Origin of the sequence: Burkholderia sp. WSM2232 (genome assembly GCF_000472545.1) — a bacterium.
Taxonomy (GTDB): Bacteria; Pseudomonadota; Gammaproteobacteria; order Burkholderiales; family Burkholderiaceae; genus Paraburkholderia.
In genome coordinates this window covers 78,420-102,832 of sequence record NZ_AWZV01000003.1, presented here as the reverse complement: position 1 = coordinate 102,832, position 24,413 = coordinate 78,420, and the positions used below count along the sequence as shown (strand labels likewise).

General features: G+C 63.9%; 19 protein-coding genes. 11 read left to right on the top strand and 8 right to left on the bottom strand.

Annotated elements, in window-relative coordinates; all coding sequences use genetic code 11:
* Nucleotides 1–114 precede the first annotated feature (114 nt).
* Nucleotides 115–1,503, top strand: a complete 1,389-nt coding sequence (locus F757_RS0100445; protein ID WP_027209635.1) for an aminotransferase-like domain-containing protein — start codon at nucleotides 115–117, stop codon at nucleotides 1,501–1,503.
* A 15-nt stretch (nucleotides 1,504–1,518) separates the two neighbouring features.
* On the opposite strand, the gene F757_RS0100440 is transcribed toward F757_RS0100445, so the two are convergent.
* The gene (locus F757_RS0100440) at nucleotides 1,519–2,688 is read right to left on the bottom strand and encodes an MFS transporter (RefSeq protein WP_027209634.1); all 1,170 of its coding nucleotides are present in this window, start codon (nucleotides 2,686–2,688) and stop codon (nucleotides 1,519–1,521) included.
* 60 nt (nucleotides 2,689–2,748) lie between these two features.
* The gene (locus tag F757_RS0100435) at nucleotides 2,749–3,633 is read right to left on the bottom strand and encodes an oxidoreductase (RefSeq protein ID WP_027209633.1); all 885 of its coding nucleotides are present in this window, start codon (nucleotides 3,631–3,633) and stop codon (nucleotides 2,749–2,751) included.
* 301 nt (nucleotides 3,634–3,934) lie between these two features.
* Between F757_RS0100435 and F757_RS36380 the strand changes: the two genes are divergently transcribed.
* From F757_RS36380 to F757_RS0100405, 7 genes are all read left to right on the top strand, one after another.
* Nucleotides 3,935–4,297, top strand: a complete 363-nt coding sequence (locus tag F757_RS36380; RefSeq protein ID WP_084530682.1) for a hypothetical protein — start codon at nucleotides 3,935–3,937, stop codon at nucleotides 4,295–4,297.
* 92 nt (nucleotides 4,298–4,389) lie between these two features.
* Nucleotides 4,390–5,715 carry a TolC family protein gene (locus F757_RS0100430; RefSeq protein WP_027209632.1) on the top strand — a complete coding sequence of 442 codons (1,326 nt, stop codon included), beginning with the start codon at nucleotides 4,390–4,392 and terminating at the stop codon, nucleotides 5,713–5,715.
* Nucleotides 5,716–5,726: 11 nt separating this feature from the next.
* Nucleotides 5,727–7,286, top strand: coding sequence for an efflux RND transporter periplasmic adaptor subunit (locus tag F757_RS0100425; protein WP_027209631.1), 1,560 nt, complete (start codon nucleotides 5,727–5,729; stop codon nucleotides 7,284–7,286).
* A complete protein-coding gene (locus F757_RS0100420; protein ID WP_027209630.1) occupies nucleotides 7,283–10,489 on the top strand; it encodes an efflux RND transporter permease subunit in 3,207 nt (1,068 codons plus the stop codon). The genes F757_RS0100425 and F757_RS0100420 overlap by 4 nt, the downstream gene beginning before the upstream one ends.
* The gene (locus F757_RS0100415; RefSeq protein WP_027209629.1) at nucleotides 10,486–10,836 is read left to right on the top strand and encodes a copper-binding protein; all 351 of its coding nucleotides are present in this window, start codon (nucleotides 10,486–10,488) and stop codon (nucleotides 10,834–10,836) included. The genes F757_RS0100420 and F757_RS0100415 overlap by 4 nt, the downstream gene beginning before the upstream one ends.
* 252 nt (nucleotides 10,837–11,088) lie before the next feature.
* Nucleotides 11,089–11,478, top strand: coding sequence for a DUF6232 family protein (locus F757_RS0100410; protein WP_013341719.1), 390 nt, complete (start codon nucleotides 11,089–11,091; stop codon nucleotides 11,476–11,478).
* A gap of 274 nt (nucleotides 11,479–11,752) precedes the next feature.
* Nucleotides 11,753–12,871 carry a hypothetical protein gene (locus F757_RS0100405; RefSeq protein ID WP_027209628.1) on the top strand — a complete coding sequence of 373 codons (1,119 nt, stop codon included), beginning with the start codon at nucleotides 11,753–11,755 and terminating at the stop codon, nucleotides 12,869–12,871.
* A gap of 115 nt (nucleotides 12,872–12,986) precedes the next feature.
* Here the strand turns inward: F757_RS0100405 and F757_RS0100400 are convergent, their stop codons facing one another.
* Nucleotides 12,987–15,440, bottom strand: coding sequence for a glycogen/starch/alpha-glucan phosphorylase (locus F757_RS0100400; RefSeq protein WP_027209627.1), 2,454 nt, complete (start codon nucleotides 15,438–15,440; stop codon nucleotides 12,987–12,989).
* A gap of 774 nt (nucleotides 15,441–16,214) precedes the next feature.
* Here F757_RS0100400 and F757_RS0100395 point away from each other — a divergent pair.
* Entirely contained in the window at nucleotides 16,215–17,582 is a 1,368-nt protein-coding gene (locus F757_RS0100395) for an MFS transporter (protein WP_027209626.1), read from the top strand.
* A 35-nt stretch (nucleotides 17,583–17,617) separates the two neighbouring features.
* Here the strand turns inward: F757_RS0100395 and ltaE are convergent, their stop codons facing one another.
* The 3 genes from ltaE to F757_RS0100380 all read right to left on the bottom strand — a co-directional run bounded on the left by ltaE (nucleotide 17,618) and on the right by F757_RS0100380 (nucleotide 20,215).
* Nucleotides 17,618–18,625: a low-specificity L-threonine aldolase gene (gene ltaE, locus F757_RS0100390; RefSeq protein WP_027209625.1), complete on the bottom strand. Its 1,008-nt coding sequence runs from the start codon at nucleotides 18,623–18,625 to the stop codon at nucleotides 17,618–17,620.
* A gap of 371 nt (nucleotides 18,626–18,996) precedes the next feature.
* The gene (locus F757_RS0100385) at nucleotides 18,997–19,797 is read right to left on the bottom strand and encodes a peptidoglycan DD-metalloendopeptidase family protein (protein WP_027209624.1); all 801 of its coding nucleotides are present in this window, start codon (nucleotides 19,795–19,797) and stop codon (nucleotides 18,997–18,999) included.
* Nucleotides 19,798–19,903: 106 nt separating this feature from the next.
* Nucleotides 19,904–20,215, bottom strand: a complete 312-nt coding sequence (locus F757_RS0100380; RefSeq protein ID WP_027209623.1) for a cupin domain-containing protein — start codon at nucleotides 20,213–20,215, stop codon at nucleotides 19,904–19,906.
* Nucleotides 20,216–20,470: 255 nt separating this feature from the next.
* Between F757_RS0100380 and F757_RS0100375 the strand changes: the two genes are divergently transcribed.
* Complete coding sequence (locus F757_RS0100375; RefSeq protein WP_027209622.1) at nucleotides 20,471–20,788, top strand: hypothetical protein; 318 nt, start codon at nucleotides 20,471–20,473, stop codon at nucleotides 20,786–20,788.
* Nucleotides 20,789–20,972: 184 nt separating this feature from the next.
* Nucleotides 20,973–22,010, top strand: a complete 1,038-nt coding sequence (locus F757_RS0100370) for a DUF2968 domain-containing protein (protein WP_027209621.1) — start codon at nucleotides 20,973–20,975, stop codon at nucleotides 22,008–22,010.
* A gap of 329 nt (nucleotides 22,011–22,339) precedes the next feature.
* Here F757_RS0100370 and F757_RS0100365 read toward each other — a convergent pair whose 3' ends face one another.
* Together F757_RS0100365 and gndA are read right to left on the bottom strand one after the other, a co-directional pair.
* Entirely contained in the window at nucleotides 22,340–22,666 is a 327-nt protein-coding gene (locus F757_RS0100365) for a DUF4148 domain-containing protein (RefSeq protein WP_027209620.1), read from the bottom strand.
* 268 nt (nucleotides 22,667–22,934) lie between these two features.
* Nucleotides 22,935–24,344 (bottom strand): NADP-dependent phosphogluconate dehydrogenase, encoded by a 1,410-nt coding sequence (gene gndA, locus F757_RS0100360; protein ID WP_027209619.1) that lies wholly within the window; start codon nucleotides 24,342–24,344, stop codon nucleotides 22,935–22,937.
* Nucleotides 24,345–24,413: the final 69 nt, after the last annotated feature.

Here is a 24,413-nt window from a genome sequence, read left to right as displayed (position 1 = left end):
CCGTGATTGAATGGCTCAATAATAGGCATACCGTACCCATTTTAAAGGTACAGTTGGACGTAACAGTTGAATAACTGTACCCATAACGCTTTTGTGATTTGCGGAGCCGCGACAATGAACCTGCAAAAAACCGTCAGCCTGTCTAGCTCCATGGCGGACACGCTTGCCAGACAGATCGAAGAAGGCATTTTTCCAGCAGGAACCAAGCTGCCCTCTATTAGGGAATATGCCGAGGCGTCCGGTTGCTCGAAAAACACCGTGATCAGTGCTTTTGAAACGCTGACTGCAAACGGCCTGATCGAACCGCGCCGGGGCTCCGGTTTTTATGTCGCGCGCCAGGCGAAGTCCGCTGCGGAGCCCGAAGATGCGCGCGTACTGGACCGGGCGATGGACACCGTCTGGCTAATGCGCGAACAACTACAGGTAAAGCCTGGGGTCCTGAATCTCGGCGACGGTTTCCCGCCAATCGACTGGCTCGAAGGCACACGGCTTGACCAGTACCATCAGCGGGTGGTGCGCACCGGTGTCGCGTCGCTCTTCAGATACGGGAGCCGCTACGGCTATCTGCCGCTACGCCAGTCGCTGCAACAAAAGTTGTCCGGTTACGAAATCGACGCCCCGCCCTCGCAGATCGTGCTTACGCACGGCGCCAATCAGGCAATGGACCTGGTGCTGCGCTATTTCGTGCGGCCTGGAGACGCGGTGCTCGTCGACGATCCCGGCTACTATCCGCTGTTCGGCAAACTGAAGCTTAGCGGTGCCAATATCATTGGCGTGCCGCGCGAAGTGGACGGCCCCAATCTCGCGGAACTGGAGCGCTGCATGGTCGAGCACCGGCCGAAGCTCTTTTTCACTCAATCGGTAGGACATAACCCCACGGGTACGGATACGAGCGCGGCGAAGGCCTACCGTATTTTGCAACTCGCGGAGCACCACGACACAGTGATCGTGGAGAACGATGCATTTGCCGATCTGAGACCGCGCTCGCTCACGCGCATCGCCACGCTGGACCAGTTGCGCCGCACGATCTATATAGGCAGCTTCTCCAAGTCTGTATCCGCCGCATTACGCGTGGGCTTTCTTGCATGCAACGCAGCGCTCGCAAGCGACCTCGCCGACGTCAAAATGCTGATTCACGTAAGCAGTTCTGAATATAGCGAAAGAACGCTTGCCGCCATTGTGAGCGACGGCCATTTCATGCGGCATACCAACCAGCTACAGGAAAAGTTGCGGCGTGCCACCACAGCTGGGAAAAACGTGCTGAAAAAGGTGGGCGCGAGCATCTTCAAAGAGAGCGATCAGAGCATGTACTTGTGGGCTTCTCTGCCCGGCTGGCCTGATTCGATGAAGCTCGCCAAAGCAATGCTGAACCACGGCGTGATTCTGGCGCCGGGCGCCGTGTTTTCGCCGACATCGGACAAAGTGTCGCCGTATTGCCGCTTCAATGTGGGCTACCTGTCGGACGAACGGTTCCTCAGCGCGTTGCTTCTGGCCACACGATAAAAAAGCCGGGCGCCGTCATGCAGCGGAGAACGGCGCAACAGCGCGCCTGTCCCGCATGACCGCGACCAGAAGCGCGCCCACACCGCAGGCCGCCATCAGCGCGATCAAGGCGGGCGTGCCCATATGAACCAGCACCCAGCTTGCCACCGCCGGAAAACCGAACGTTCCGATGAAGTAGGCCACCACGAACCACGTGAGCGCCGGCTGGCGGTGCATGGCCGAGCAATCGTTCACGGCCTGCGCCTGAATGGTTGGATACACCAGCCCGTAGCCGATGCCGAGTAGTACTGCGCTTATCGAATGAAAAGCCGGCTGGTACGGCACGACGAACATGGCTGCCGTGCCGAGCACCATGATTGCCAGCAGCAGCTTGGTAGCGACACCGTGATACAGCCTGACCACGATGCGCGTGAGCAGCCCTCGGGCAAGCACCACAGTCACGGCGTAGAGGCTGAAGAACGTGCCGGCTTGCGCATGAGTGCCGCGAATGATGGACATCTGGAACGTCATCGACCCTGAAAACACGCACGCGCACAGCGAAATCATCACGATCGGATAAGCGGCGCGCGTGCGCCAGACAGCGCCTGACTCGCGTAGCCAGCCTCGTTGCACGGGCGCCTCCTGCCGGTGCGGCGATACGCGTCCGAACGCTTCGAGCATGAGCGCCGCGACCGCGCATAGTCCGCCCACCACATAGAACACGCTGGTAAGCGGCCAGTGCCAGGAACGGACCGCAATGGCGGCCACGGCGGGGCAGCCGCCAATACCCGCCATCTGGATCGTGCCGAAGCGCATGAACCAGGAACCCCGATCGGCGTCGTTCGTGCGCTCCGTCAGCGACATGGGCGCGGCGAGGCAAAAACCTCCCCAGCCGAACCCTACGAGGAAGCCGGGGACAACACCCATTGCGCTCATCCGGTCGAACGCGGCAAAACCGATCACACCCAGGCCGATGCACAGCGACGCGAGCGCGGTGGTCCGGGCACTGCCGATACGCCGCGCAAACCGGCCCACCACAAGCGCACCCACCAGCGTGCCGACCGTGGCTTCGGCAAGCGCGAGTCCGGTATCCAGGTCGTTGCCGCCGAGAGAGCGGAAATGCATCGACAGAAAAAACGTCGCCCCGTACCCACTCGCCGTGAGCAAGGTGCCGATGAGCACAAAGAAGGCGCTGAATGGGCGCATGGCCAAATAGGGATCAGGGATGAATCACAACGTTAAGGAGTCCCGCGGATAGCGGCTGCCTCAACCCGCGCCGCGGGCGTGCGGGTCTTGCGCGGCGTGCGGGGTGTCAGTGCTTGGGAACGCAACGGATTCGCTGACCTCGCGCCATTGGGCGTCCTCCTCGGCGCGGAACCTGGCGGCGTTGGCGGCCACCGCTACCGCGTCGCTGCCGACCAGCAGGCGCAACGGCGGCGCCGGCACTTCGGCAATGTCCAGGATCACCTGGGCAACCCGCGCGGGGTCGCCCGGCTGATTGCCGTCACTGCGGCGCAGGCGTTCCGCCACCGGACCGATGACTGCTTTGTAGGCTTCGCTGATCTCCGGAATGGTCATCGAGGAACCAGCCCAGTTCGTTCGCATGGATCCCGGCTCGACCACGGTAACCTTGATGCCGAAGTCGCGTACCTCTTTGGCAAGCACTTCGGAAAAACCGCCTACAGCCCACTTTGCCGCCTGATAGGCTGCGAGCCCCGGCCCGCCGACTCGTCCGCCGACGGACGAAATCTGCATGATGTGACCGGCGCGCTGCTTGCGCATCACGGGCAACGCCGCGCGGCTGAGATTGCAAACACCAAAGAAGTTGACGTCCATCTGTTCGCGCAACGCGTGGTCGGTCACGTCTTCGATGGATGCCAGGTCGGCGTAACCCGCGTTGTTCACCAGCACGTCCAGACGGCCGAACTGCTCGACCGCGAGACTGACCGCGTCGCGCGCGGCGACCGGGTCTGTCACGTCCAGTGCCAGTACGCGTACGCGCTCGCCGTAGGTGTCGACTAAACCCTGCAGGCGTTTCGTGTCCCTCGCAGTAGCGGTGAGCCGTTGACCGCTCGCGAGCACTGCTTCGGCTAGCGTGCGCCCCAACCCTGCGGAACAGCCGGTGATAAACCACACTTTGTCGCGAGTCATTTGCGCGCTTCCTGATGTCTGGAATTGATCTGTGGGTGTAGGCTGGACGGTGAAGAAACATCTTTGATGTTCGATCATGCGAGCGAGGAAACGCTCGCGTCCATGCCGTGCTGTGATTAAAAGCGCGCCATGTATCCCGCGTGTGTCGGCGAAGTATCAGAATGTATCGCGGCGGCGAACTGTCATCGCTATTGCAGAAGCACAGGCAGCACGCCCGGCGCGCGCAATTTGCTCAGGTAACTGACCCAAGACATTGCACGCACGGACGCACGCAAAAACTGGCGCCGCTATAATCCCTCTCATGAACCTCCTCCGGACCTTGCTCCTCTTGTTGCTGTGCGCTGCGCTGCCCCTCAGTGGGCTGGCGGCGAGCGGCTTGACTGGAGAATGTCCGATGCAGACGAGCGTAACTACAAGCGACGGCGGTGGAATGTCTTCGGACATGCCGGGTTGTGAGACCATGAATTCTTCACAACCAGAGAAAGCAAAAGGCTCATTCTGCAAAGCGACGGCACAATGCCAACTCGGCAGCCTGTATCACCCGGTCTCCACTCCAGAAGTGGCCCGTCCTGCCGGACTGTCCCGCCCGGTTGTTTTTCATTACGTCGACTCGCTGTCCGTCCGTGAACCGGCCGGTCCCTGGCGACCTCCTCGCGTCAACTGATCCCTATCTGACAGGTTCACCGCGTTTGCGGTGAGGTCGTCCTGCATCCAGGACGTGGATTCCCTATGGGAGTCCGCCGTTGGGGTTAGAACATGCCTTTCACTATTGGCACGCCGTCATGCCGGCGTGCACCACTGCGCGCGCACTCATTGTTCGCCGCGCTGATTCTCGCGAGCGTCATGAGCGCCACGAGCGTCACGACGCACGCTCAGGAAGCGCCCATCACGCTCGATGCGGCACTTCAGGCTGCAACCGACCGCTCGGCCGCGATGGGCGCGGCCCAGGCATCGGTGCGCGCCAGTTCGCAAGCTGCTGTCCGGGCCGCTCAGCTGCCCGACCCGGTGCTGAAGGCCGGCGTCGACAACCTGCCGGTAAGCGGGGAACAACGGTTCACCATCGGCCAGGACTTCATGACCATGCGCCGTATCGGCGTCGAACAGGAATGGGTGTCCGGCGACAAGCGACGGCTGCGCTCCGCGTTGGCAAACAATATGGTGGACCGGGAGCGCGCCGGCTTTCTTGCCCAGCTTGCGAATACGCGTCAGCAAACGGCTACGGCATGGCTGAACGCGGTCTATGCGAAGAAAGCGGTCTCGCTGCAGCAGGGACTGGTGAGCCAGATGGCCCACGAACTGGAGGCAACGAAAGCCTCCTATCGTGGCGCCAAAGCGACTGCCGCCGACGTGACGCAAGCTCAGGCCATGCTGGCACAAACGCAGGACCAGTTGCTCAAGGCGCAGCAGACATTTAAGACAGCGCTCATCAGTCTGTCGCGCTGGACGGCTGCGCCCGTCCCGGATGTGACAGGCGAAGCTCCTGCGCCGCAGTCGTATGTATCGTCGCTGCCCGTCGACGAGCTTCGTCAGGTGCAGCCGGTGCTGGTGGCTGCCTCCCGCGAGATCGAAGTCGCCGATGCGGACACCGCCGTCGCCAACAGTGACCGCAGTCCGAACTGGACGTGGGGAGTCGCTTACCAGCAGCGCGGCGGGCAGTATTCCAACATGGTGTCGGTTGGCGTCAGCATCCCATTGCCTGTCAACCGCAAGAATCGCCAGGACCGGGACGCGGCGGAGAAAGCGGAGCTCGGCACCAAGGCACGGCTGATGTATGAGGACGCGCAGCGCCAGGTGGAAGCCGACATCCGTACGCAGTCAGCCCTCCTCGCGAGCGGTCGCGAGCGTATCGCCAATCTCACTCGTTCTCTTCTGCCCGCAGCGGACCAGCGCGTCCAGCTCGCTGCGGCGGCGTACAGCGCAGGCACCGGTTCGCTCGCGGACACCTTCGCGGCCCGACGTGCGCAACTCGACGCCCGGCTTCAGGTGCTCGACCTGCAGCGCGACGTATCGCAAACCTGGGCCCAACTCGAATATCAGGTCGTGCCCGCCGCGATGTCCGCCTCGACGCCCGTCAGTCAGTGAAGGAGAACACCATGCAGAAGAAACAACTGGCACGCGCGGCCCTTATGGTTTTGGCGGCCGCGGCATTGCTCGGTGCGGGTTACGTTGCAGGTAACAGGCATGCTCCGGCGAGCGTCCCGACCGCCACCGCCACGACAGACGCCACGACAGCCGCCACCGGCGACAAAACCGCCTCCGGGAGCGGTCGCAAGGTGCTGTACTGGCACGACCCGATGGTACCGAACCAGCATTTCGACAAGCCGGGCAAGTCGCCTTTCATGGACATGCAGCTCGAGCCGGTCTACGCCGATGAAGGCGGTTCAAACGGCATCAGGATCGACCCGGGGTTGCAGCAGAACCTCGGTATCCGCTATGCAACCGTACGCAGGCAGGACACGACAGAGGGCTTCGACGCGGTAGCGACAACGCAGTTCGACGAGTCGAAAGCCGACGTCGTGCAGTCGCGGGTCACCGGCTACATTGACCACCTGTACGCCAGTGCGCCGATGCAACGTGTCGCGAAAGGCGCTCCCATTGCATCGCTGTTCGTTCCGGACTGGCTTGCGCCGCAGGAAGAGTATCTCGCGTTAAAGCGGGCTGGCATGGATAACGACATGCTGGCGGCCTCGCGCGCGCGGATGCAAGCGATGTCGATTCCGGACGGGCTGATTGCCAGCCTCGAGCGCACAGGCAAGGCGCAGACCCACGTCACACTGTTTGCGCCGCGAACCGGCGTGCTGACCGAACTCAACGTCCGCGATGGTGCGATGGTGTCGCCCGGTCAGACGCTGGCGAAGGTTTCCGGCCTCGACAAGCTCTGGCTCCTGGTCGAGGTGCCCGAAGCGCTGGCCCTCCAGGTGCGTCCGGGCATGATTGTGGACGCCGTGTTTGCGGGAGACCCGTCGCAGCATTTCACGGGGCACATCCGGGAGATCCTGCCGGGCATCAGCGCGAGCAGTCGTACGCTGCAGGCGCGCCTCGACATCGACAACGCAGACTTGCGCTTGACGCCGGGCATGCTGATGCGGGCGCGCATCGGCGCCGCGAAAAAAATATCGCGGTTGCTGGTTCCTTCCGAGGCCGTTATCACGACTGGCAAGCGGTCACTCGTCATCGTCAGGAATGCCGACGGCAGGCTGCAGCCCGTTCAGGTCACAGTCGGCAACGATGCCGGCGACGATACCGAGGTGAGCAGCGGCCTCACAGAAGGCCAGCAGGTCGTCGCGTCTGGCCAGTTCCTGATCGACTCGGAAGCCAGCCTGAAATCTGTTCTGCCATGGCTTGAAGGCAGCAACGGCGCTGTTCCCGGTGCAGCAGCATCTGCACCGGCAACCGCATCAGCATCGTCTTCGGCTGCGTCTCAAACCTACGAGACGACTGGCAAGGTCGAGAACGTCACGGCCGGCGACATTACCTTCTCTCATCAACCCGTTCCGGCCCTCGGCTGGGGCGCGATGACGATGTCGTTCGGCAAACCTTCGCCTACAGCATTTCCCGACGTAAAGCCTGGCGAGACCGTGCATTTTGCCTTCCGGCAAACCGACGACGGCTACCAGTTGACGAAAGTCGAACCGGCCGGAGGCGACAAATGATTGCACGGCTTATAAGGTGGTCCATCCATCACCGGTTTCTGGTGCTACTGGCGACCGTGCTCGTCACGGCGTGGGGTGTCTATTCGGTCGCGCAGACACCGCTCGATGCGTTGCCCGATTTGTCCGATACGCAGGTCATCATCAAGGCGTCGTATCCGGGCAAGGCGCCGCAGGTGATCGAAGACCAGGTCACGTATCCGCTCACCACCACCCTGCTCGGCGTGCCTGGGGCTAAGACCATCCGGGCGTATTCGTCGTTCGGCGACGCGTTCGTCTACGTGCTGTTCGACGACAAGACCGACGCGTACTGGGCGCGTTCACGCGTGCTCGAATATCTGAACCAGGTGCAGAGCCGTCTGCCGCCGGGTGCCACGGTATCGCTCGGACCCGATGCAACCGGTGTGGGCTGGGTTTACGAATATGCGTTGGTCGACAGGACCGGACAGCATGACCTCGGACAACTGCGCGCACTGAACGACTGGTTCCTCAAGTTCGAGTTGAAGTCCGTGCCGGACGTTTCCGAAGTTGCGTCCATCGGTGGCATGGTGCGTCAGTATCAGGTCGTGCTCGACCCGGATAAACTGCGCGCCTACGGCATCACCCAGGCGATGGTCGCCGATGCGCTCGGCAAGGCTAACCAGGCGTCGGGCGGTTCGGTGGTGGAGATGGCCGAGTCCGAATACATGGTGCGCTCTTCCGGATACCTGCGCTCGCTCGACGACTTCCGCAACGTCGTGCTGCGTACGAACGAGGCGGGCACACCGGTGCTGCTCGGCGATGTTGCACGCGTTCAGATCGGACCGGAGACGCGCCGCGGCGTCGCCGAGCTGAACGGCCAGGGTGAAGTGGCTGGCGGTGTCATCGTCATGCGTTCCGGCAAGAATGCGTTGACGACCATTGACGCGGTCAAGGCGAAACTCGCCAGCCTGAAGCGTTCGCTGCCGGCCGGCGTCGAAGTGGTGACAACCTACGACCGCTCGCAACTCATCGAGCGCGCGGTGGACAACCTGAAAGACAAGCTCGTCGAAGAATTCATCATTGTCGGGCTCGTTTGTGCGGTGTTCCTGTTCCATCTGCGCAGTGCGTTCGTGGCCATTCTGTCGTTGCCACTCGGTGTGCTGGCTGCGTTCATCGTCATGCGCTATCAGGGAGTGAACGCGAACCTGATGTCACTGGGCGGCATCGCGATTGCCATCGGGGCGATGATCGACGCGGCCATCGTGATGATCGAGAACGCGCACAAGCATCTCGAAGCGTACGACCATGACCACCCGGGCACGCCGATCACCACGGCCCAGCGTTGGGAGCTTATCGCCACATCGGCAGCCGAGGTGGGACCGGCGCTGTTCTTCTCGCTGCTCATCATCACGCTGTCGTTCATTCCGGTGTTCTCGCTCGAGGGGCAGGAGGGGAAACTGTTCTCCCCGCTCGCCTTCACCAAGACCTACACGATTGCCGCCGCGGCCGGATTATCGGTGACGCTGGTGCCTGTGCTGATGGGTTATCTGATTCGAGGCCGCATTCCGCATGAGGACGCCAACCCCATCAACCGCGGCTTGATACGGCTATACCGGCCGTTGCTCGAAGCGACGCTGCGTCGACCGTGGCTTGCCATTGGCCTCGCGGTGCTCGCGCTGGCCGCGTCGGCCATTCCGCTGTCCCGCCTGGGTGGCGAGTTCATGCCACCGCTCGACGAGGGTGACCTGCTGTACATGCCGACCGCGCTGCCCGGCATTTCGGCCGCGAAGGCCGGCGAACTGCTGCAGCAGACCGACCGGCTCATCAAGACGGTTCCCGAGGTGGAGACCGTCTTCGGCAAATCGGGCCGGGCCGACACGGCCACTGACCCCGCGCCGCTGGAGATGTTCGAGACCACGATCCAGTTCAAGCCGCGCAGCCAGTGGCGGCCCGGCATGACGCCGGAGAAGCTCATCGACGAACTGGACCGCACGGTCAAGGTGCCGGGGCTGTCGAACGTCTGGGTGCCGCCTATCCGCAATCGCCTCGACATGCTGTCGACAGGGATCAAGACGCCGGTCGGCGTCAAGATTTCCGGCGGCGAGCTCTCCCAAATCGACAGAGTCGCGGCGCAGGTCGAGGCGGCGGTCAAGGACGTGCCCGGTGTGACATCCGCACTGGCCGAGCGGCTGAATGGCGGTCGATATATCGATGTCGACATCGACCGGCTGGCGGCAGCACGTTACGGCCTTGCGGTCGCAGATATCCAGGCAGTCGTGTCCTCCGCCGTGGGCGGTGACAACGTCGGCGAGGTGATTGCTGGCCGTGAGCGGTTCCCTATCAACATCCGGTATCCGCGCGAAATTCGCGATTCGCTCGACAAGCTGCGTCAGTTGCCCGTCGTGACCGGGCGCGGCGCGCAGATACAGCTTGGCGACGTCGCCCACATCGCGATTGCCGATGGTCCACCGATGATTCGCAGCGAAAACGCCCGGCTCTCAGGCTACGTCTACGTCGATATCCGCAATACGGACCTGCAGTCCGCCGTGCAGGCGATGCAGCGTGCAGTTGCGCAAAAGGTCGTATTGCCGCCGGGTTATTCGATTGCGTGGTCGGGGCAATTCGAGTACCTGGAGCGCGCGGCGGCGAAGTTGCGCACGGTCATTCCGGTGACGCTCGTCGTCATCTTCGTGCTGCTGTTCCTCACGTTCAACTCGGCGGCTGATGCGCTGCTGCTGATGTCCACGGTGCCATTCGCCCTGGTCGGCGGCTTCTGGCTCATCTGGATGCTTGGCCATGCGGTGTCGGTCGCAACGGCAGTCGGATTCATTGCACTCGCCGGAGTGGCGGCGGAGTTCGGCGTGGTGATGCTGCTGTACTTGAAGGAAGCGCTGAATCGCAGGCTCAGAGCCGGCGAGCCGCTGACCGAGGCACTTCTGTTCGATGCGATTCGCGAAGGCGCCGTGTTGCGCGTGAGGCCGAAGGCGATGACTGTGGCCGTCGTACTCGCCGGTCTGATTCCCATCATGGTGGGTCACGGAGCGGGCTCGGAAGTCATGCAGCGCATTGCCGCGCCCATGGTCGGCGGCATGGTGACCGCGCCCCTTCTCTCAATGTTCGTTATCCCCGCAGCCTGGTTCGTGCTTCAGCGCCGCCGAGCGAGAAGACTTGACCCTGCGCAATTGCACCACGCAGTACCTTCCGGCATGCATGTGCCATCTACTCAAACTGGAGAAATTCAATGAAGAAGCTGATTGTTGCGGCTGTTGCTCTCGGCGCTATCGTTGCCGCACCCGCGTTCGCTGGCGACGACATGGCCGGCATGGACATGTCCATGAAGCCGTCGGCGTCGAAGACCTCGTCGAGCGCGGCGCTCACCGATGCAGAAGTCAGAAAGGTGGACACAGAGACCGGCATGGTTACGCTCAAGCACGGCGCGCTGGAGAACGTTGGCATGCCGCCCATGACCATGGCATTCAAGGCGAAGAATGCCGCGATGGTCAAACAGATTCATCAGGGCGACAAGGTCAGGGTGCGTGTTGAAAACGTCGATGGGACGCTCACTATCGTGAAACTCGAAAAGCAAGGTTGACAAGGTAAGTGAACGGCATTTGCAGGCTCGCCGTGCGGGTCGAGTCTATTCCGGGCAGGAGGATAAGACACGTCATCCAAAGTGACCGGCGGCGCAGGGAATATGAACGACCGTGCTTCCCGGGGTGAATGCAGTGACTCGTCTTGTCTGAGGCAGCGCAAACTGCAAGGACGGCATTCACCCTAACATTGGCGCCAGTCTCCTCAAACTCTGCTACGCTGCGCCCTTTGCAACAGCTTTGCTTTCGACTCGATGGAAACCCCTTTCAACGATCGCGGCGTGTCGGTCACCCGCAATGCGCTTTCATCCGCCGGCCAGGTCTTTCCGCTGCGCGACATCGCCGGCGTTCAGGTCGTCACGGTGCAGAAGAACAAGATATTGCCAATCACGATCTCGCTGGTGGGCCTTGTCGGCGCGATTGTCGGCGGCGTGCTCAGTGCTCCTGCGGGTCTCGTGTGCGGCGTGATGCTCGTGGTCGTCGGCTGGCTCACGTGGGCCACGCAGGACATCACGCACCGTCTGATGGTGCAAACCGCCAGCGGGGAACGCGAGGCGCTCTCGAGCGTCGACCGTGAATTCGTCGAGCGTGTCGGCGCGGCCGTGAACGAAGCCAAGGCCGCAGCAACATCACCTGCGCAGTAAGTTCAGGTAAGCGAAGCGGAGCCCGCGCCCGCGGGCTTCCGTAACCGCCCAACGCGCGTGCGTGTGCCCCACATCGCCCACGCAGAATTTCCACGCCGCCACTGCGCGGCTCAGCCCTTCACACATCTTTGCAAGTGCGACCTCGCGCGCGGTTAGAGTCGCCGCTCCTGTTATCGCGCGTTCCCTTTCGCAGGCCTCGCGATGCGTCGCATCTCCGGCATCGCAGCCCAATGCATCGCCTTCGCAAGGGACGGCATTTTTGCGAGCGTGCCTCATGCCCCTGCTTTCTGTCACTGGTTATGCCGTCCGCCGGCATCTGCGTCGTCGTTGGTGTCATCTTTGGCGTCGTCTCGCCGCCGCCGCGCTCGTCGCGATCCCCACGCTCGGCACACTCGCCACGCTGAGCGGCTGTGCGGTCACGTTCCCCGCGCCCACGCCGCCGGCACCCAGCGTTTCGCTGATCAACGGCGGCAAGGACGGCGTGGCGATCCCGCTGCACGTCGAACGTGCCGATGAAGACCATGCGCGTCTCGGCCTGCCGGTTGTTCTCGACGGCAAGCCGGTCTACCTGGTGCTCGATACCGGCACGCAAGGCGTGCGCGTGCTGAAGTCGGTGTTGCCGGGTTCGGGCTATGCAAGTGCGGCACCGTCGAGCACGCTGCTGCTCGCAAACGGCGCGCAGGTTTCCGGCGCCTCCGTCAAATTGCCGATGACCGTCGCCGGATCGAAACCCGTGACCATCGACGCACAAACGGTGGACACCGTCAGTTGCCAACCCACGTCGAAGCGTTGCGTCGCGATGGACGGCTACACCGGCGAATTCGGCTGGGCGTTCTCGGGGCTCTTCGGCGTGGGCGCCGCGCAACCGGACGACACCTGCTGCACGCAGCCGCTGCGCGCACTCGCCGGCCATATTGGCGAACGCTACGCGGTGCACGCAAACTTCGACCGGCCCTATCTGCTGCTGAGCCCCTCGGGCGCCATCACGAAGGACTACACGATGGTGCCGATGACCGTTGCGCAGGACGGCACGGTGCAATGGCCGCGCGGCTGTATCAACGTGGGCGACAAGATGACGTTCTGCGCGCCGCTCGTGTTTGCGACCGCGACCACCGGCATGATCCGCGTAGAGATCGACACCGCGCCGAACTGGACCGGCGACGACGGCGTCGGCAAGGTCCTGGTGCAAGGCAACTACAACGCGGCCATCGGCTCGGGCAACTGGGTGCACCGCTACGACGACGCGCAGGTGACGATCGTCAAGGCCAGGCCGGGCGCGAACCGCATCGTGGTCGGTCTGATGGGCATGCAGAATATCGACGTGCTGTTCGACTTTCCGCGCGCGCAGTTGGGCCTGCGTGCGAGCCAGCCTATCGAGAAACTATCGCCTTGAGCGCACGCATTAAATGAAAAGGCCGTGCGTCGCACGATAAGACGCACGGCCTCTTTCCGCGATTTGCGCGCGACGATCACACGATGTCACGCGCCGAGGCAAATCACCCAAACGCTCAACTCACGCTGAGCGGATTCACGCGCCAGATCTCGCGGGCATAGTCGGCAATGGTTCGGTCAGAAGAGAACTGCCCCATGCCCGCCACATTCTCAATCGCGCTTTCGGCCCATGCGCGCTTGTCGAGGAAGCGTGCGTCCACTTCGTTCTGCGCCTTCGCAAACGCGGCGAAATCGGCGAGCACCATGTAGTGATCGCCCCAATCCACCAGCGTGTGGAAAATATCCGAGAAGCGCAGCGGATCGTCCGGCGAAAAGTAGCCGCCGCGAATCTGGTCGAGCGCCATGCGCAGTTCGGCGTTCTCCTCGTACACTTGCCGCGGCCTGTAGCCGGTAGCGCGCAGGTTGTCCACTTCGTCCGCGGTGTGACCGAAGATGAAGATGTTTTCGCGCCCCACCGCGTCGCAGATTTCAATGTTCGCGCCGTCCATCGTGCCGATGGTCAACGCACCGTTGAGCGCGAGCTTCATGTTGCCGGTGCCGGACGCTTCGGTGCCGGCCATCGAAATCTGTTCGGACAGATCGGCAGCAGGAATGATCAACTCCGCCACACTCACGCCGTAGTTCGGCACGAACACCACTTTCAGACGGTCGCCGATCAGCGGGTCGTGGTTGACCTTCTGGCTCACGTCGCCAATCAGCCGAATGATGGTCTTGGCCATCCGGTAAGCGGAGGCGGCCTTGCCGGCGAACATCACGACGCGCGGCACCCAGTCGCGCTCGGGGTTCGCGCGAATCTGGTTGTAGCGCACGATCACATGCAGCACGTTCAGCAACTGCCGCTTGTATTCGTGAATGCGCTTCACCTGCAGGTCGAACAGTGCATCGGGACTGAAGTGCAGCTTGGTGTGCTGCGCGAGCCGCTGCACGAGCCGCACCTTGTTGTGGCGCTTCGCTTCGCGGAATGCCTCGACGAAATCGCTGTCGCCGCGCAGTTCGCGCAACTGCTCGAGCTCGAACAGATTGCTGCGCCAATGCGTGCCGATACGCTGATCGATTAGCGACGACAGCGACGGGCTCGCCTGCGAGAGCCAGCGTCGCGGCGTGATGCCGTTCGTCACGTTGGTGAAGCGGTCGGGGTAGATGCGCGCGAAGTCCGCGAAGATGTCACGCGTCATGAGTTGCGAATGCAACTTGGACACGCCGTTCACCTTGTGGCTCGCGACAATCGCCAGATAGGCCATGCGTACGCGCCGCTGCCCATATTCGTCGACCAGCGAAATGCGCCGGATCATCTCGCCGTCGTGGCCCGACTGCTCGCTCACATGCTTGAGAAAGCCCGCGTTGATCTCGAAGATGATCTCCAGATGCCGCGGCAACAGTCGCGACAGCATTTCCACGTCCCACGTTTCGAGCGCTTCGGGCATCAGCGTGTGGTTCGTGTACGAGAAGATCTGCGTGACGTGTTTCCATGCCTTGTCCCACGGCAGATGATGCACGTCCACGAGCAAACGCATGAGCTCGGGAATGGCCAGCACCGGGTGCGTATCGTTCAGATGCACCGCGACCTTTTCGGAGAAGCGCCCAAACGTGCTGTGCGTGCGCTGATAGCGGCGAATCAGATCCTGCATGGTCGCCGAAACGAAGAAGTACTCCTGGCGCAGACGCAGTTCACGGCCGGCCGGCGTGGAGTCGTCGGGATACAGCAGCCGCGACACGTTCTCGGACATGTTCTTCGTGTCCACAGCGTTGCGATAGTCGCCGCGGTTGAATGCGCCCAGGTCGAGTTCGTCGGTGGCGCGCGCGGACCACAGGCGCAACGTGTTGGTCGCGTCGGTCGCATAGCCGGGAATCACCGTGTCGTACGCGGTGGCGTTCACATGCTCGGTGTCGATCCATTCGACCTGGTCGCCGCGCTGCACGGTGCGTCCGCCGAAATGCACGGTGTACTTGATCTCGGGCCGCGGAAACTCCCACGGATTGCCCGCGCGCAGCCAGTAATCCGGCGCCTCGACCTGCTCACCGTTGACGATCTCCTGCCGGAACATGCCGTACTCATAGCGGATACCGTAACCGAAGCCGGGAATGCCGAGCGTGGCCATCGAGTCGAGAAAGCAGGCGGCCAGCCTGCCGAGGCCCCCGTTGCCGAGTGCGGCGTCGGGCTCGATGTCGATCAGCGCGTCCATGTCCACGCCGAGACTCGCCAGCGCTTCCTTCATCTGATCGTGAATGCCGAGCGCGAGCAATGCATTCGTGAAGGTCCGGCCGATCAGGAATTCCATCGACAGGTAGTAGACGCGCTTGACGTCCTGTTCGTATTGCAGGCGCGTGGTTTTCATCCAGCGCGCGACGAGCCGGTCGCGCACGGCAAGCGCCGCGGCATGCAGCCAGTCATGCGGATGCGCAGTGACGGCATCTTTGCCGACGCCGTACATCATGCGATTGGAAATTGAGCGCCGTAGCGCGTCGACGGTACTGTTGAGCTGGTCGAATTCCAGATCGACGGCTGTCATCGAGGCCTCCGGGAAAAAACGCTGCGACATGCGCGAACCGCACAGATGACGGACGGGAGGCGCGTGCCGGTCAGGCGGGTTAAGAAAACAGAGTAGGACATTTTACGGCTCCCGGATATCGTCGAGAGCGGGTGCACCTCACGCACGTGCCATGCCCGGCAGTGTCTTCGCTCACAGGCGACGGGGGCGGCTAAAGCGCACGGGCGTGGTGCAAGACGTGCGCGGGCGGGCACTGCGCTCGTGCATCGGACTGTCATCGCGGCGGATGCCAAAGTGTGAAGACGGCCACCGTAGGCGTGACATGATGCGACGGGAATCATGTGACATCGCGATTATTTTTTCGGCCGGTGACGCGCGGATGACCTACTGATCTGATCGAATCGACGGCTTCATCTGCTGAACGTTCGACGCTTCCAGCGAGCGCGGGCGGACGGGTTGCACTGTGCGCCGCTGCGTGAGCGATCACGCTCCGTACTCGGGCACGCGTGGCGGGGCTGACAGTTAGTTGCGTCTGCATGCGTTTTTCATCCTGCTTACAGTTGGGCTGTTGCTCTGCACGATCCCGGCGTCTCTGTAACAATGGCTTCATTCGCCGCGCGCGGTGGCCTTGGGCGCTCGTCCGGGCGGCCCGCGCGCCCGCAGTTGACCCACGCTTGCCGCTCGCGCCCCGCATCGCCTACGATCCTGCGGCGCGTCGCTATGCACATACCGACGAGCCACGCCTTGTCCGAACGACTCAGTCCCGCCGCGCCGCCCTTTCCCGCGGATGTCCCCATGTCCGCCGCCAACCGCCGCGCAATGGTGGCGATCATGCTCGCGGTCGCGCTCGCCACGCTCGACACCGCGATCGCCAATACCGCGCTGCCGGCAATCGCGGCCGATCTGCACGCGGCGCCCGCGGCCTCCGTGTGGATCATCAACGCGTACCAGCTGGCGATGGTCGCCACGCTGCTGCCGCTCGCGGCGCTCGGCGATATCGTCGGGCATCGGCGTATCTATATCGGCGGGATCGCGCTGTTCACGCTGGCGTCGCTCGCGTGCGCGATCGCTCCCACTCTGCCGATGCTTGCCGGCGCACGCGTGCTGCAAGGGCTCGGGGCGAGCGCGATCATGAGCGTGAACACCGCGCTGATCCGCTTTCTGTATCCGCCGCACCGGCTCGGGCGCGGGCTGGGCACGAATGCGCTGATCGTCGGCGTGTCGTTCGCGGTAGGACCGACGGTGGCGTCGCTGATTCTGTCGGTCGCGACATGGCCGTGGCTGTTTGCGGTCAACGTGCCGCTCGGCGTGCTCGCGCTGAGCTTCGCGTGGCCGGCGCTGCCGCACACCGAGCGCGGCAGACACAACTTCGATCCGGTCGCGGCGCTCCTGAACGTGGTGACGTTCGCCGCGCTTATTTTTGCGCTCGGCGAAGCTGCGCAGCGAGCGTCGACTCAACTGGTGCTGGGCGCCGCGGCGCTCGCCGTAGTCTTCGGCGTGCTGCTGATTCGCCGCGAGGCCGGCCACCCCGCGCCGATGCTGCCCGTCGATCTGTTCAAGCGGCCGGTGTTCGCGCTCTCCGCACTGACGGCGGTCTGTTCGTTCGCCGCGCAAGGGCTTGCCTTCGTGTCGCTGCCGTTCTATTTCGAGGATGTGCTGCATCGCAGCCAGGTCGAAACCGGCTTTCTGATGACGCCTTGGCCGGTGGTGGTCGCGTTGGCGGCGCCGCTTGCGGGCAGTCTGTCGGACCGCTATCCGCCGGGTTTGCTCGGCGCGGTGGGGCTTGCGGTGATGTCGGCGGGCATGGCGTCGCTCGCGCTGCTGCCGGTGCATCCGCATGTGCTGGATATCGGCATCCGCATGGCGATATGCGGCGCGGGTTTCGGCTTTTTCCAGTCGCCGAATCTGAAAGCGCTGATGGCAAGCGCGCCGCCGGAGCGCAGCGGCGGCGCGAGCGGCATTATCGCGACTGCACGGCTGCTCGGGCAGACCACGGGCGCGGCCCTGGTCGCGTTGAGCTTTGGGATTGCGGGCCGGCATGGGCCGACGCTCGCGCTCGGCGCCGGCGCTTTCTTTGCCGGCGCGGCGAGTCTGGCGAGCGGATTGCGGCTTCTCGCGCCGTCGCATCGCGCGGGCGTGCACGCGAAAGCGTCCGCGAAATAGAAAGCGCGCGGTTGCGCAACGCGCGCTGCGCCCCGTCATTGGGCGGCGAAGTACCCCTTCACCGCCGCGACGAACGTGTCGATGTCAGCGCGCGACACGTCCTTATGCGTGACGAAGCGCGAGGCGTACAGCATCTGCGTGAGAATGCCGCGCTCCTTGAGCCACGCTTCCAGCGGCGCGCAATGCTGCTGCGGGAACTGCGCGAACACCATGTTGGTCGCGACGGACTGCACCTTCACCTGATCGATGGATTCGAGCCCCGCGGCCAGATGCGCGGCGTTCGCGTGGTCGTCGGCGAGACGCTCCACATTGTGCTCGAGCGCATACAGGCAAGCCGCCGCCAGCACGCCCGCCTGCCGCATGCCGCCGCCGAGCACCTTACGCCAGCGGTGCGCGAGGTCGATCAACGCGCGGCTGCCCACCAGCACCGAGCCGACCGGCGCGCCCAGCCCTTTCGAAAAGCAGATGGAAACCGAATCGAACGGCTCGCACAGCGCCGCGACCGGCTTGCCCGACGCCACCGCCGCATTGAAGACGCGCGCGCCGTCGAGGTGTGCCGACAGGCCGCGCTCGCGCGCGAGCTGAACGGCCTGAGCAACATAACCCTCCGGCAACACCTTTCCGCCGATGGTGTTCTCCAGCGCCAGCAGCCGCGTGCGCGCGAAGTGGTTGTCGATGGGCTTGATCGCGGCCGCGATCTTGTCGAGCGGGATAGAACCGTCCGGCGCGTTTTCGAGCGGCTGCGGCTGAATGCTGCCGAGCACCGCCGCGCCGCCGCCTTCGTACTTGTAGGTGTGGGCGAGCTGGCCGACGATGTATTCGTCGCCGCGCGCGCAATGAGCCATCAAGGCCGCGAGGTTGCTCTGGGTGCCGCTCGGGAAGAACAGGCCGGCCTCCTTGCCGGTGCGCTCGGCGAGCGTGGCTTGCAGACGCAGCACGGTGGGGTCGTCGCCCCAGACGTCGTCGCCGGTTTCGGCGGCCGACATGGCCGCGAGCATGGCGGCGGTCGGACGGGTTACGGTGTCGCTGCGCAAATCGATCATTGTGTGTGTCCCAGTGCGTTTTTCGAGTGAGAAGCCGTGACAGCCGGCCAATGCGCCGCTTGTCGCTTGCCGCTTGCCTGGGCGAGGGCAACGCAGCGGGCGCCAGCCGTGAGCCACACAGTGTATTCAATTTGCGCCACGCCCGCCGGGGCGTGCGGCGGATTGGATGCAACCAGCGGGGCTTGATACCCGGCGGGAGCGCGCCTGGGAGCAGGCCTCGCTCGCCGCCGCGGCTTGCATATGCCCGATGAGTCGGCTTCGAGCGCCGGCGCGAGCCTGCTCTGGAACGATCCGGGTCGGCGCCTCGCGCGCGATGGCTTTGGAACAACGTCGTTCAATCACCCGGCGTGAGCGCGCCTCGCAACCTCGCATTAACCGCCAGGCCGCGGAAGCCACGCCAGTGGATCGACCGGCTGGCCGTTCTGCCGCACCTCGAACTGAATGGAGCCGACGCCGCGACCGTCCACGCCGACTTCGCCGATGGTCTGCCCTTGCGCGACCGCATCGCCTTCCTTCACGAGCAGCGTGCTGTTCTGCCCGTATGCGGTGATGAGCGAGTCATCGTGTTTGATGATGATGAGCGGCCCATACGCCTCGATGCCCGAACCCGCGTAGACCACGCGGCCGGTGGCGGCGGCCTTGACCGGATCGCCGGGACGCCCGCCTATCACAATGCCGTTCGAGCGGCCCGCCGCGAACGTCTTCAGGACGGGCCCGCGCAACGGCCATTGCAGCACACCTTGTTGCGGCACCGCCGACGCTGCCGGCGCGGGCGGTGCCGTCGGTCCGCGGGTTGGGGCGCCTGCGTTGGGCGCCACGCTGGCGGGCGGCGTCACGATACTGCCCGAGGCCATTGGCGGAGCCACGCGCAGCACCTGGCCGGGGGCGACGGCGGCATTTACCGGCAGGCCATTCCATGCGGCGAGGTCCTGCGGCCCACGGCCGTAGGCGGATGCAATGCCGGCAAGCGTATCGCCCGGATTGACGCGGTAGAAGCCGGCCGGCACCGGCACCGTGCCGAGCGTGGTGGGCCGTGCTTGCGTGTTGCCGTAGAACGGTGTGCTGTCCCACGGCATGCTGGTGCAGCCGTTCAGTAGCACGGCCAGACCGCCGGCCGCTAGCAGACGGGTTGCAACCGATGGAGTCCCCGCCCATTGCCATGGTCTCGTCATGTGATGTCCCTCGACATTTTTTGATTCAATCTTGTGATTCGATCGACTTCAATCGATGCCTTAGCATTTGCCGTGCCGCTGCCGGCCGCAACAGCAGGCGCCGCACTCAGACGCTGCCCTCGGCCTCGACCACCAGAACCCGCGCCGCGCCCAGCGGATGCGCGACATGCTCGGTGCCCACCGACGCATAGAACACATCGCCGGTTTCCAGAATCGTCGCCTGCTCGACACCGTCTTCGCGATAACGCATCTCGACGCGGCCATCCAGCACGGCAAAGACTTCTTCGCCGTCGTTGACATGCCACTTGTACGGTTGATCGGTCCAATGCAGCCGCGTGGTGATGCCGCCCATATTGGCGATGTCGAGCGCGCCCCAGGCGCGCGTGGCGGTGAAGCCCTTACTGCGTATGATCTTCATGGTTCCCCAAGGCACTCGCTAAAGACCGCGCCGTGCGGCGCGGGCCGCTGTCCGAACCTGACATGGCCGCCGCCGCAAGCCGCGGGCGCCACAGTTGAGAACGCCATTATAAGTCGCGCGGCACGTGCGCCTCGCGCAGGAAGGCGCGTCCCGGAAATGGTGTGACCATTGAATCCTCGTGCCCCTCACCTATACTCAACCTTGCTGCGCCCAGGCGGCGCGGACCAAACTACCGGATCCCGCAAGGAGTTGACGATGAACAAAGCCACCTTTCTGGCCGTGCAACTCAACGTCGACGACGTCGCCGGGTCGCCGGGACTTGTCGAACTGCTGAACAACCATCTGGTTTTCGCAGCCGACGTCGCCGAGGCTGCGGACGCGCTCGTGCAACTGGCGAGCATCGTCGGACTGGCGAGCGGGGTGGAAGCACGCGTGGAAATTCCCGTGCTTGCCGTCGAGCGGCTGCGCGAGGCGCTCGACAACCTGAGCGGCTACGACGAATCCTGGCTGCTTGCGCTAGAACCGAGCCGCGCGCTATTCGACGACATAGCCCGGCAACGCACGCTGCACTGAGGCTGCGCTCGCGGACGACATCCGCGTCGCTGCGCAGCCGGGCGTGGCCCGTGGAGCCGTCGCTCCGCCCGCCCGCGCCATTGACTCTTCGCTTTTCGCTCACCGCCCAAGCCACCAGTTTGCCGGAATGCCTGATTGCCGGCGCCGTCTGGTTCCGTCGGGCGAGTCAACTGGAGGAACCGCCGTGAAAAGTCTCCTGAACCGCCGTAGCGTGCTGACCGGTCCATCCCATATCGTGCGGATGGCGCAGAATCCTGCCGCCGCGTCGGCTTCTTCCCCGGAAGGGAACGCGGACGCGGACGACGTGTCGCGCGGCCGTGCGTCCGGGGCCGCATCGAGCCCAGCGTCCAAGCACGGGACGAACGCCGGCGCGGACGTTGGGGCGAACGTTGGGGCGAACGTTGGGGCGAACGTTGGGGCGAACGTTGAGGCGGACGCCAGGACGGACGGTGGTGCCGACTTCAGGGCCGATTTCAGGGCCGACTTGAGAGCCGATTTCAGGGCCGACGTGAGGGCCGACTTCGGGGCCGACCTTGACGGGACTCCCGGATCGGGCGCCGGGGCCGATGGCGCTTCCGGTGCGGCTTCCAATGCCACGAGGGCCGCGAGCGCTGCGGGCGCCGCCGTCGCGCGTCACGGCCCGCGCCCGGTGCTGACCTTGCGGCCCGTGCAGGCGGTGCCGTCCCAGGTCAGCGCGCGCGGCGTGCAGATCGCCAATACCGCCGAAGTCGAATGGCTGGCCGAAGAAGAAGCGCTCACGCCGTTTCGCGTGTTCCGCAGCTTTGCCTACTCGGTCAGCCTGCTGTTTCATGCGAAGGAGCTGGCGTATTACGTCGCGCTGTATCAGGAAGGCGCTTTATGGCGCGCGTTGAAAGCCGCCGACCTCGAAGCCGCCGAAGCCGCTTTCCGTCATTTCGAAGACCAGGCGACGCGCCTGTCGGACTGCGAAACGCGCCGCGCGCAACTCGAGGCGCAGAACGAGCAGTTGGCGCGCATGATCGCGCGCTCGGAGGCCGAAGCGGAGCGGCTGCGCAGCGACCTGCAGCGACGCAGCGCGCAGGAGCAGGCGGCCTCGAACCGGCAGCATCAGGTGCGCAAGGAGGTGTCGCAACTGGAGGCGCAACGCATCGCCGCGCAGGCGCACCTGAACAAGGCGCACCGGCAGATGCAACAACTGAAGATGACCAGCAACGAGGCCATTCCGCACTTGCCGGGTCGTTGATTGCCTGAAGCGCGCGGCGCCAAGGGTGGGCGTGCCGCGTGGATGTGGGCGGAACGGGTGCCTCACGCTCTGGACTTTGTGTCCGGCACTTTGCACCTGGGGCTGGGCTGGGGCTTGGGGCTTGGGGCTTCGGGCTTCGGGCTTCGGGCTTCGGGCTGAGCGCTCGCGCCTCGCTCAAGCCTCAACCCGCGCCCCGCGGAACGCCCCAGTCGTCGCCCCGGCAAACAACAAAACGCCGCCATGGCGACAAACCATGGCGGCGTTCTTTACAACAGCACTTACCTGTCTGCGAGCCAGCGCTTCATCTACTCCAGCTGGCCAGTGACCAATTAGTTGCCGAAATAAACCGAGCTACGGTCGGTCGTGACTGCGCGGCCGGCTTGCGAGCTGCCAGTGATCGGTGCGCCGTAGCCGCTGTCCGCTACCTGAGCGGAAGCCTGGGCCGTGCCGTTTTCAGCGTTGACACGCGCTTGAGCGGCTTGCAGGTTGGCCGGGTAGTCGGTACGGTCGCTCGCCGGGTTGTAGCCCGCCTTTTCGAGCTGGACCAGTTCGGCGCGCACTTGAGCGCGCGTAACCGGCTGGTTCGATTGAGCAAAAGAAGCAACCGGAGCGATCAGAGCAGCGGCGACGACAGCAGCGGAAATAAGAGTCTTCATGATGTATAACCTCCAGAACTTGTTGTGATTTGCTTCGGGCCTTGCTTGTCCCTAGCGCTTGAAAACAAGTTTAGGAGCGAGAGCATCTAGGGGAAACCCCTAAAACGACGAAACTCTATTCCGAAAATTGCAATAGTTGGCCACCAAACCAGAGTCGCCCCTATCGTGCCGATAGCTGTCGGCAATAATCCGACCGTCGCCACTGAATCGCCCCACCGCCGCGCGCGCCGCGCTGCATGCGCGCGGCGGCCGACGCGGCTCGAGCGCTTCAGCTCCAGTTCGCGTGGAAGCTGCCAGGCTTGTCGATACGTTCGAAAGTATGCGCGCCGAAGAAGTCGCGCTGCGCCTGGACGAGGTTGGCGGGCAGTCGCTCCGAGCGGTAAGCGTCGAAATAAGCCACTGCGGATGCAAAAGCGGGCACCGGCACGCCCGCGTTGATCGCCGCCACCACCACTTCACGCAACGCAGTCTGATAGTTGCTCGCGATGTCGCGGAAATACGGGTCGAGCAGCAGATTGGCGATCGCCTTGTCCTTCGTGTATGCGTCCGTGATTTTCTGCAGGAAGCGGGCGCGGATGATACAGCCGGCGCGGAAGATCTTCGCAATCGTGCCGAAGTCCAGATCCCACTTGTACTCTTCCGACGCAGCGCGCAGTTGCGCAAAACCTTGCGCGTACGAAATGACCTTGCTGAAGTACAGCGCGCGACGCACCGATTCGATGAAGGCGTCGCGCCCGGCGCCGAGCGGCTTCGCCGTCGGTCCTTCGAGCACCTTGCTCGCGGCCACGCGCTGATCCTTCAGCGACGACAGCACGCGTGCGAACACGGCTTCGGTAATGAGCGGCAGCGGCGCGCCGAGGTCGAGCGCATTCTGGCTCGTCCACTTGCCGGTGCCCTTCTGCGCCGCGCGGTCGAGAATCACGTCGACGAGATCCTTGCCGGTTTCCTCGTCTTTCTTGCTGAAAATTTTCGATGTGATTTCAATCAGGTAACTGTCGAGCTCGCCCTGATTCCACTCCGTGTAGACCTTGCCCAGTTCTTCATTCGACAGGCCCGCCACCTGCTTGAGCACCGCATAGCTTTCGGCGATCAACTGCATGTCGCCATATTCGATGCCGTTGTGCACCATCTTCACGAAGTGACCCGCGCCGTCCGGACCCATGTAGGCAACGCACGGCTCGCCGTCCGGCGCTTTCGCGGCGATTTCGGTGAGAATCGGCGCAACCAGGTCGTAAGCGTCGCGCTGGCCGCCCGGCATGATGGACGGCCCTTTCAACGCGCCTTCCTCGCCGCCCGACACGCCGGTGCCGATGAAATGCAGCCCGGCCTTTGCCAGTTCCTGATTGCGGCGAATGGTGTCGGTGAAATGCGTGTTGCCGCCGTCGATGAGAATATCGCCCTTTTCCAGCAGCGGCTTGAGCGATGCAATGGTGGCGTCCGTCGCCTCGCCCGCCTTCACCATGAGCAGAATGCGGCGCGGTTTTTCGAGCGATTCCACGAACTCTTCCAGCGAGAACGCCGGCACCAGCTTCCTGTCCGGATATTCGGCGATGAGTTCGTCGGTCTTTTCGCGGCTACGGTTGTAGACCGACACCGCGTGGCCGCGGCTCTCGATGTTGAGCGCCAGATTGCGGCCCATGACCGCTAGCCCCACCACGCCGATTGCCTGTTTGCCCATGTGAATTCTCCAGTGTCCAAAAGTGTCGTGACGCCGCGCCGCAAGCAAACGGGGCCGGACGTCGAGGGT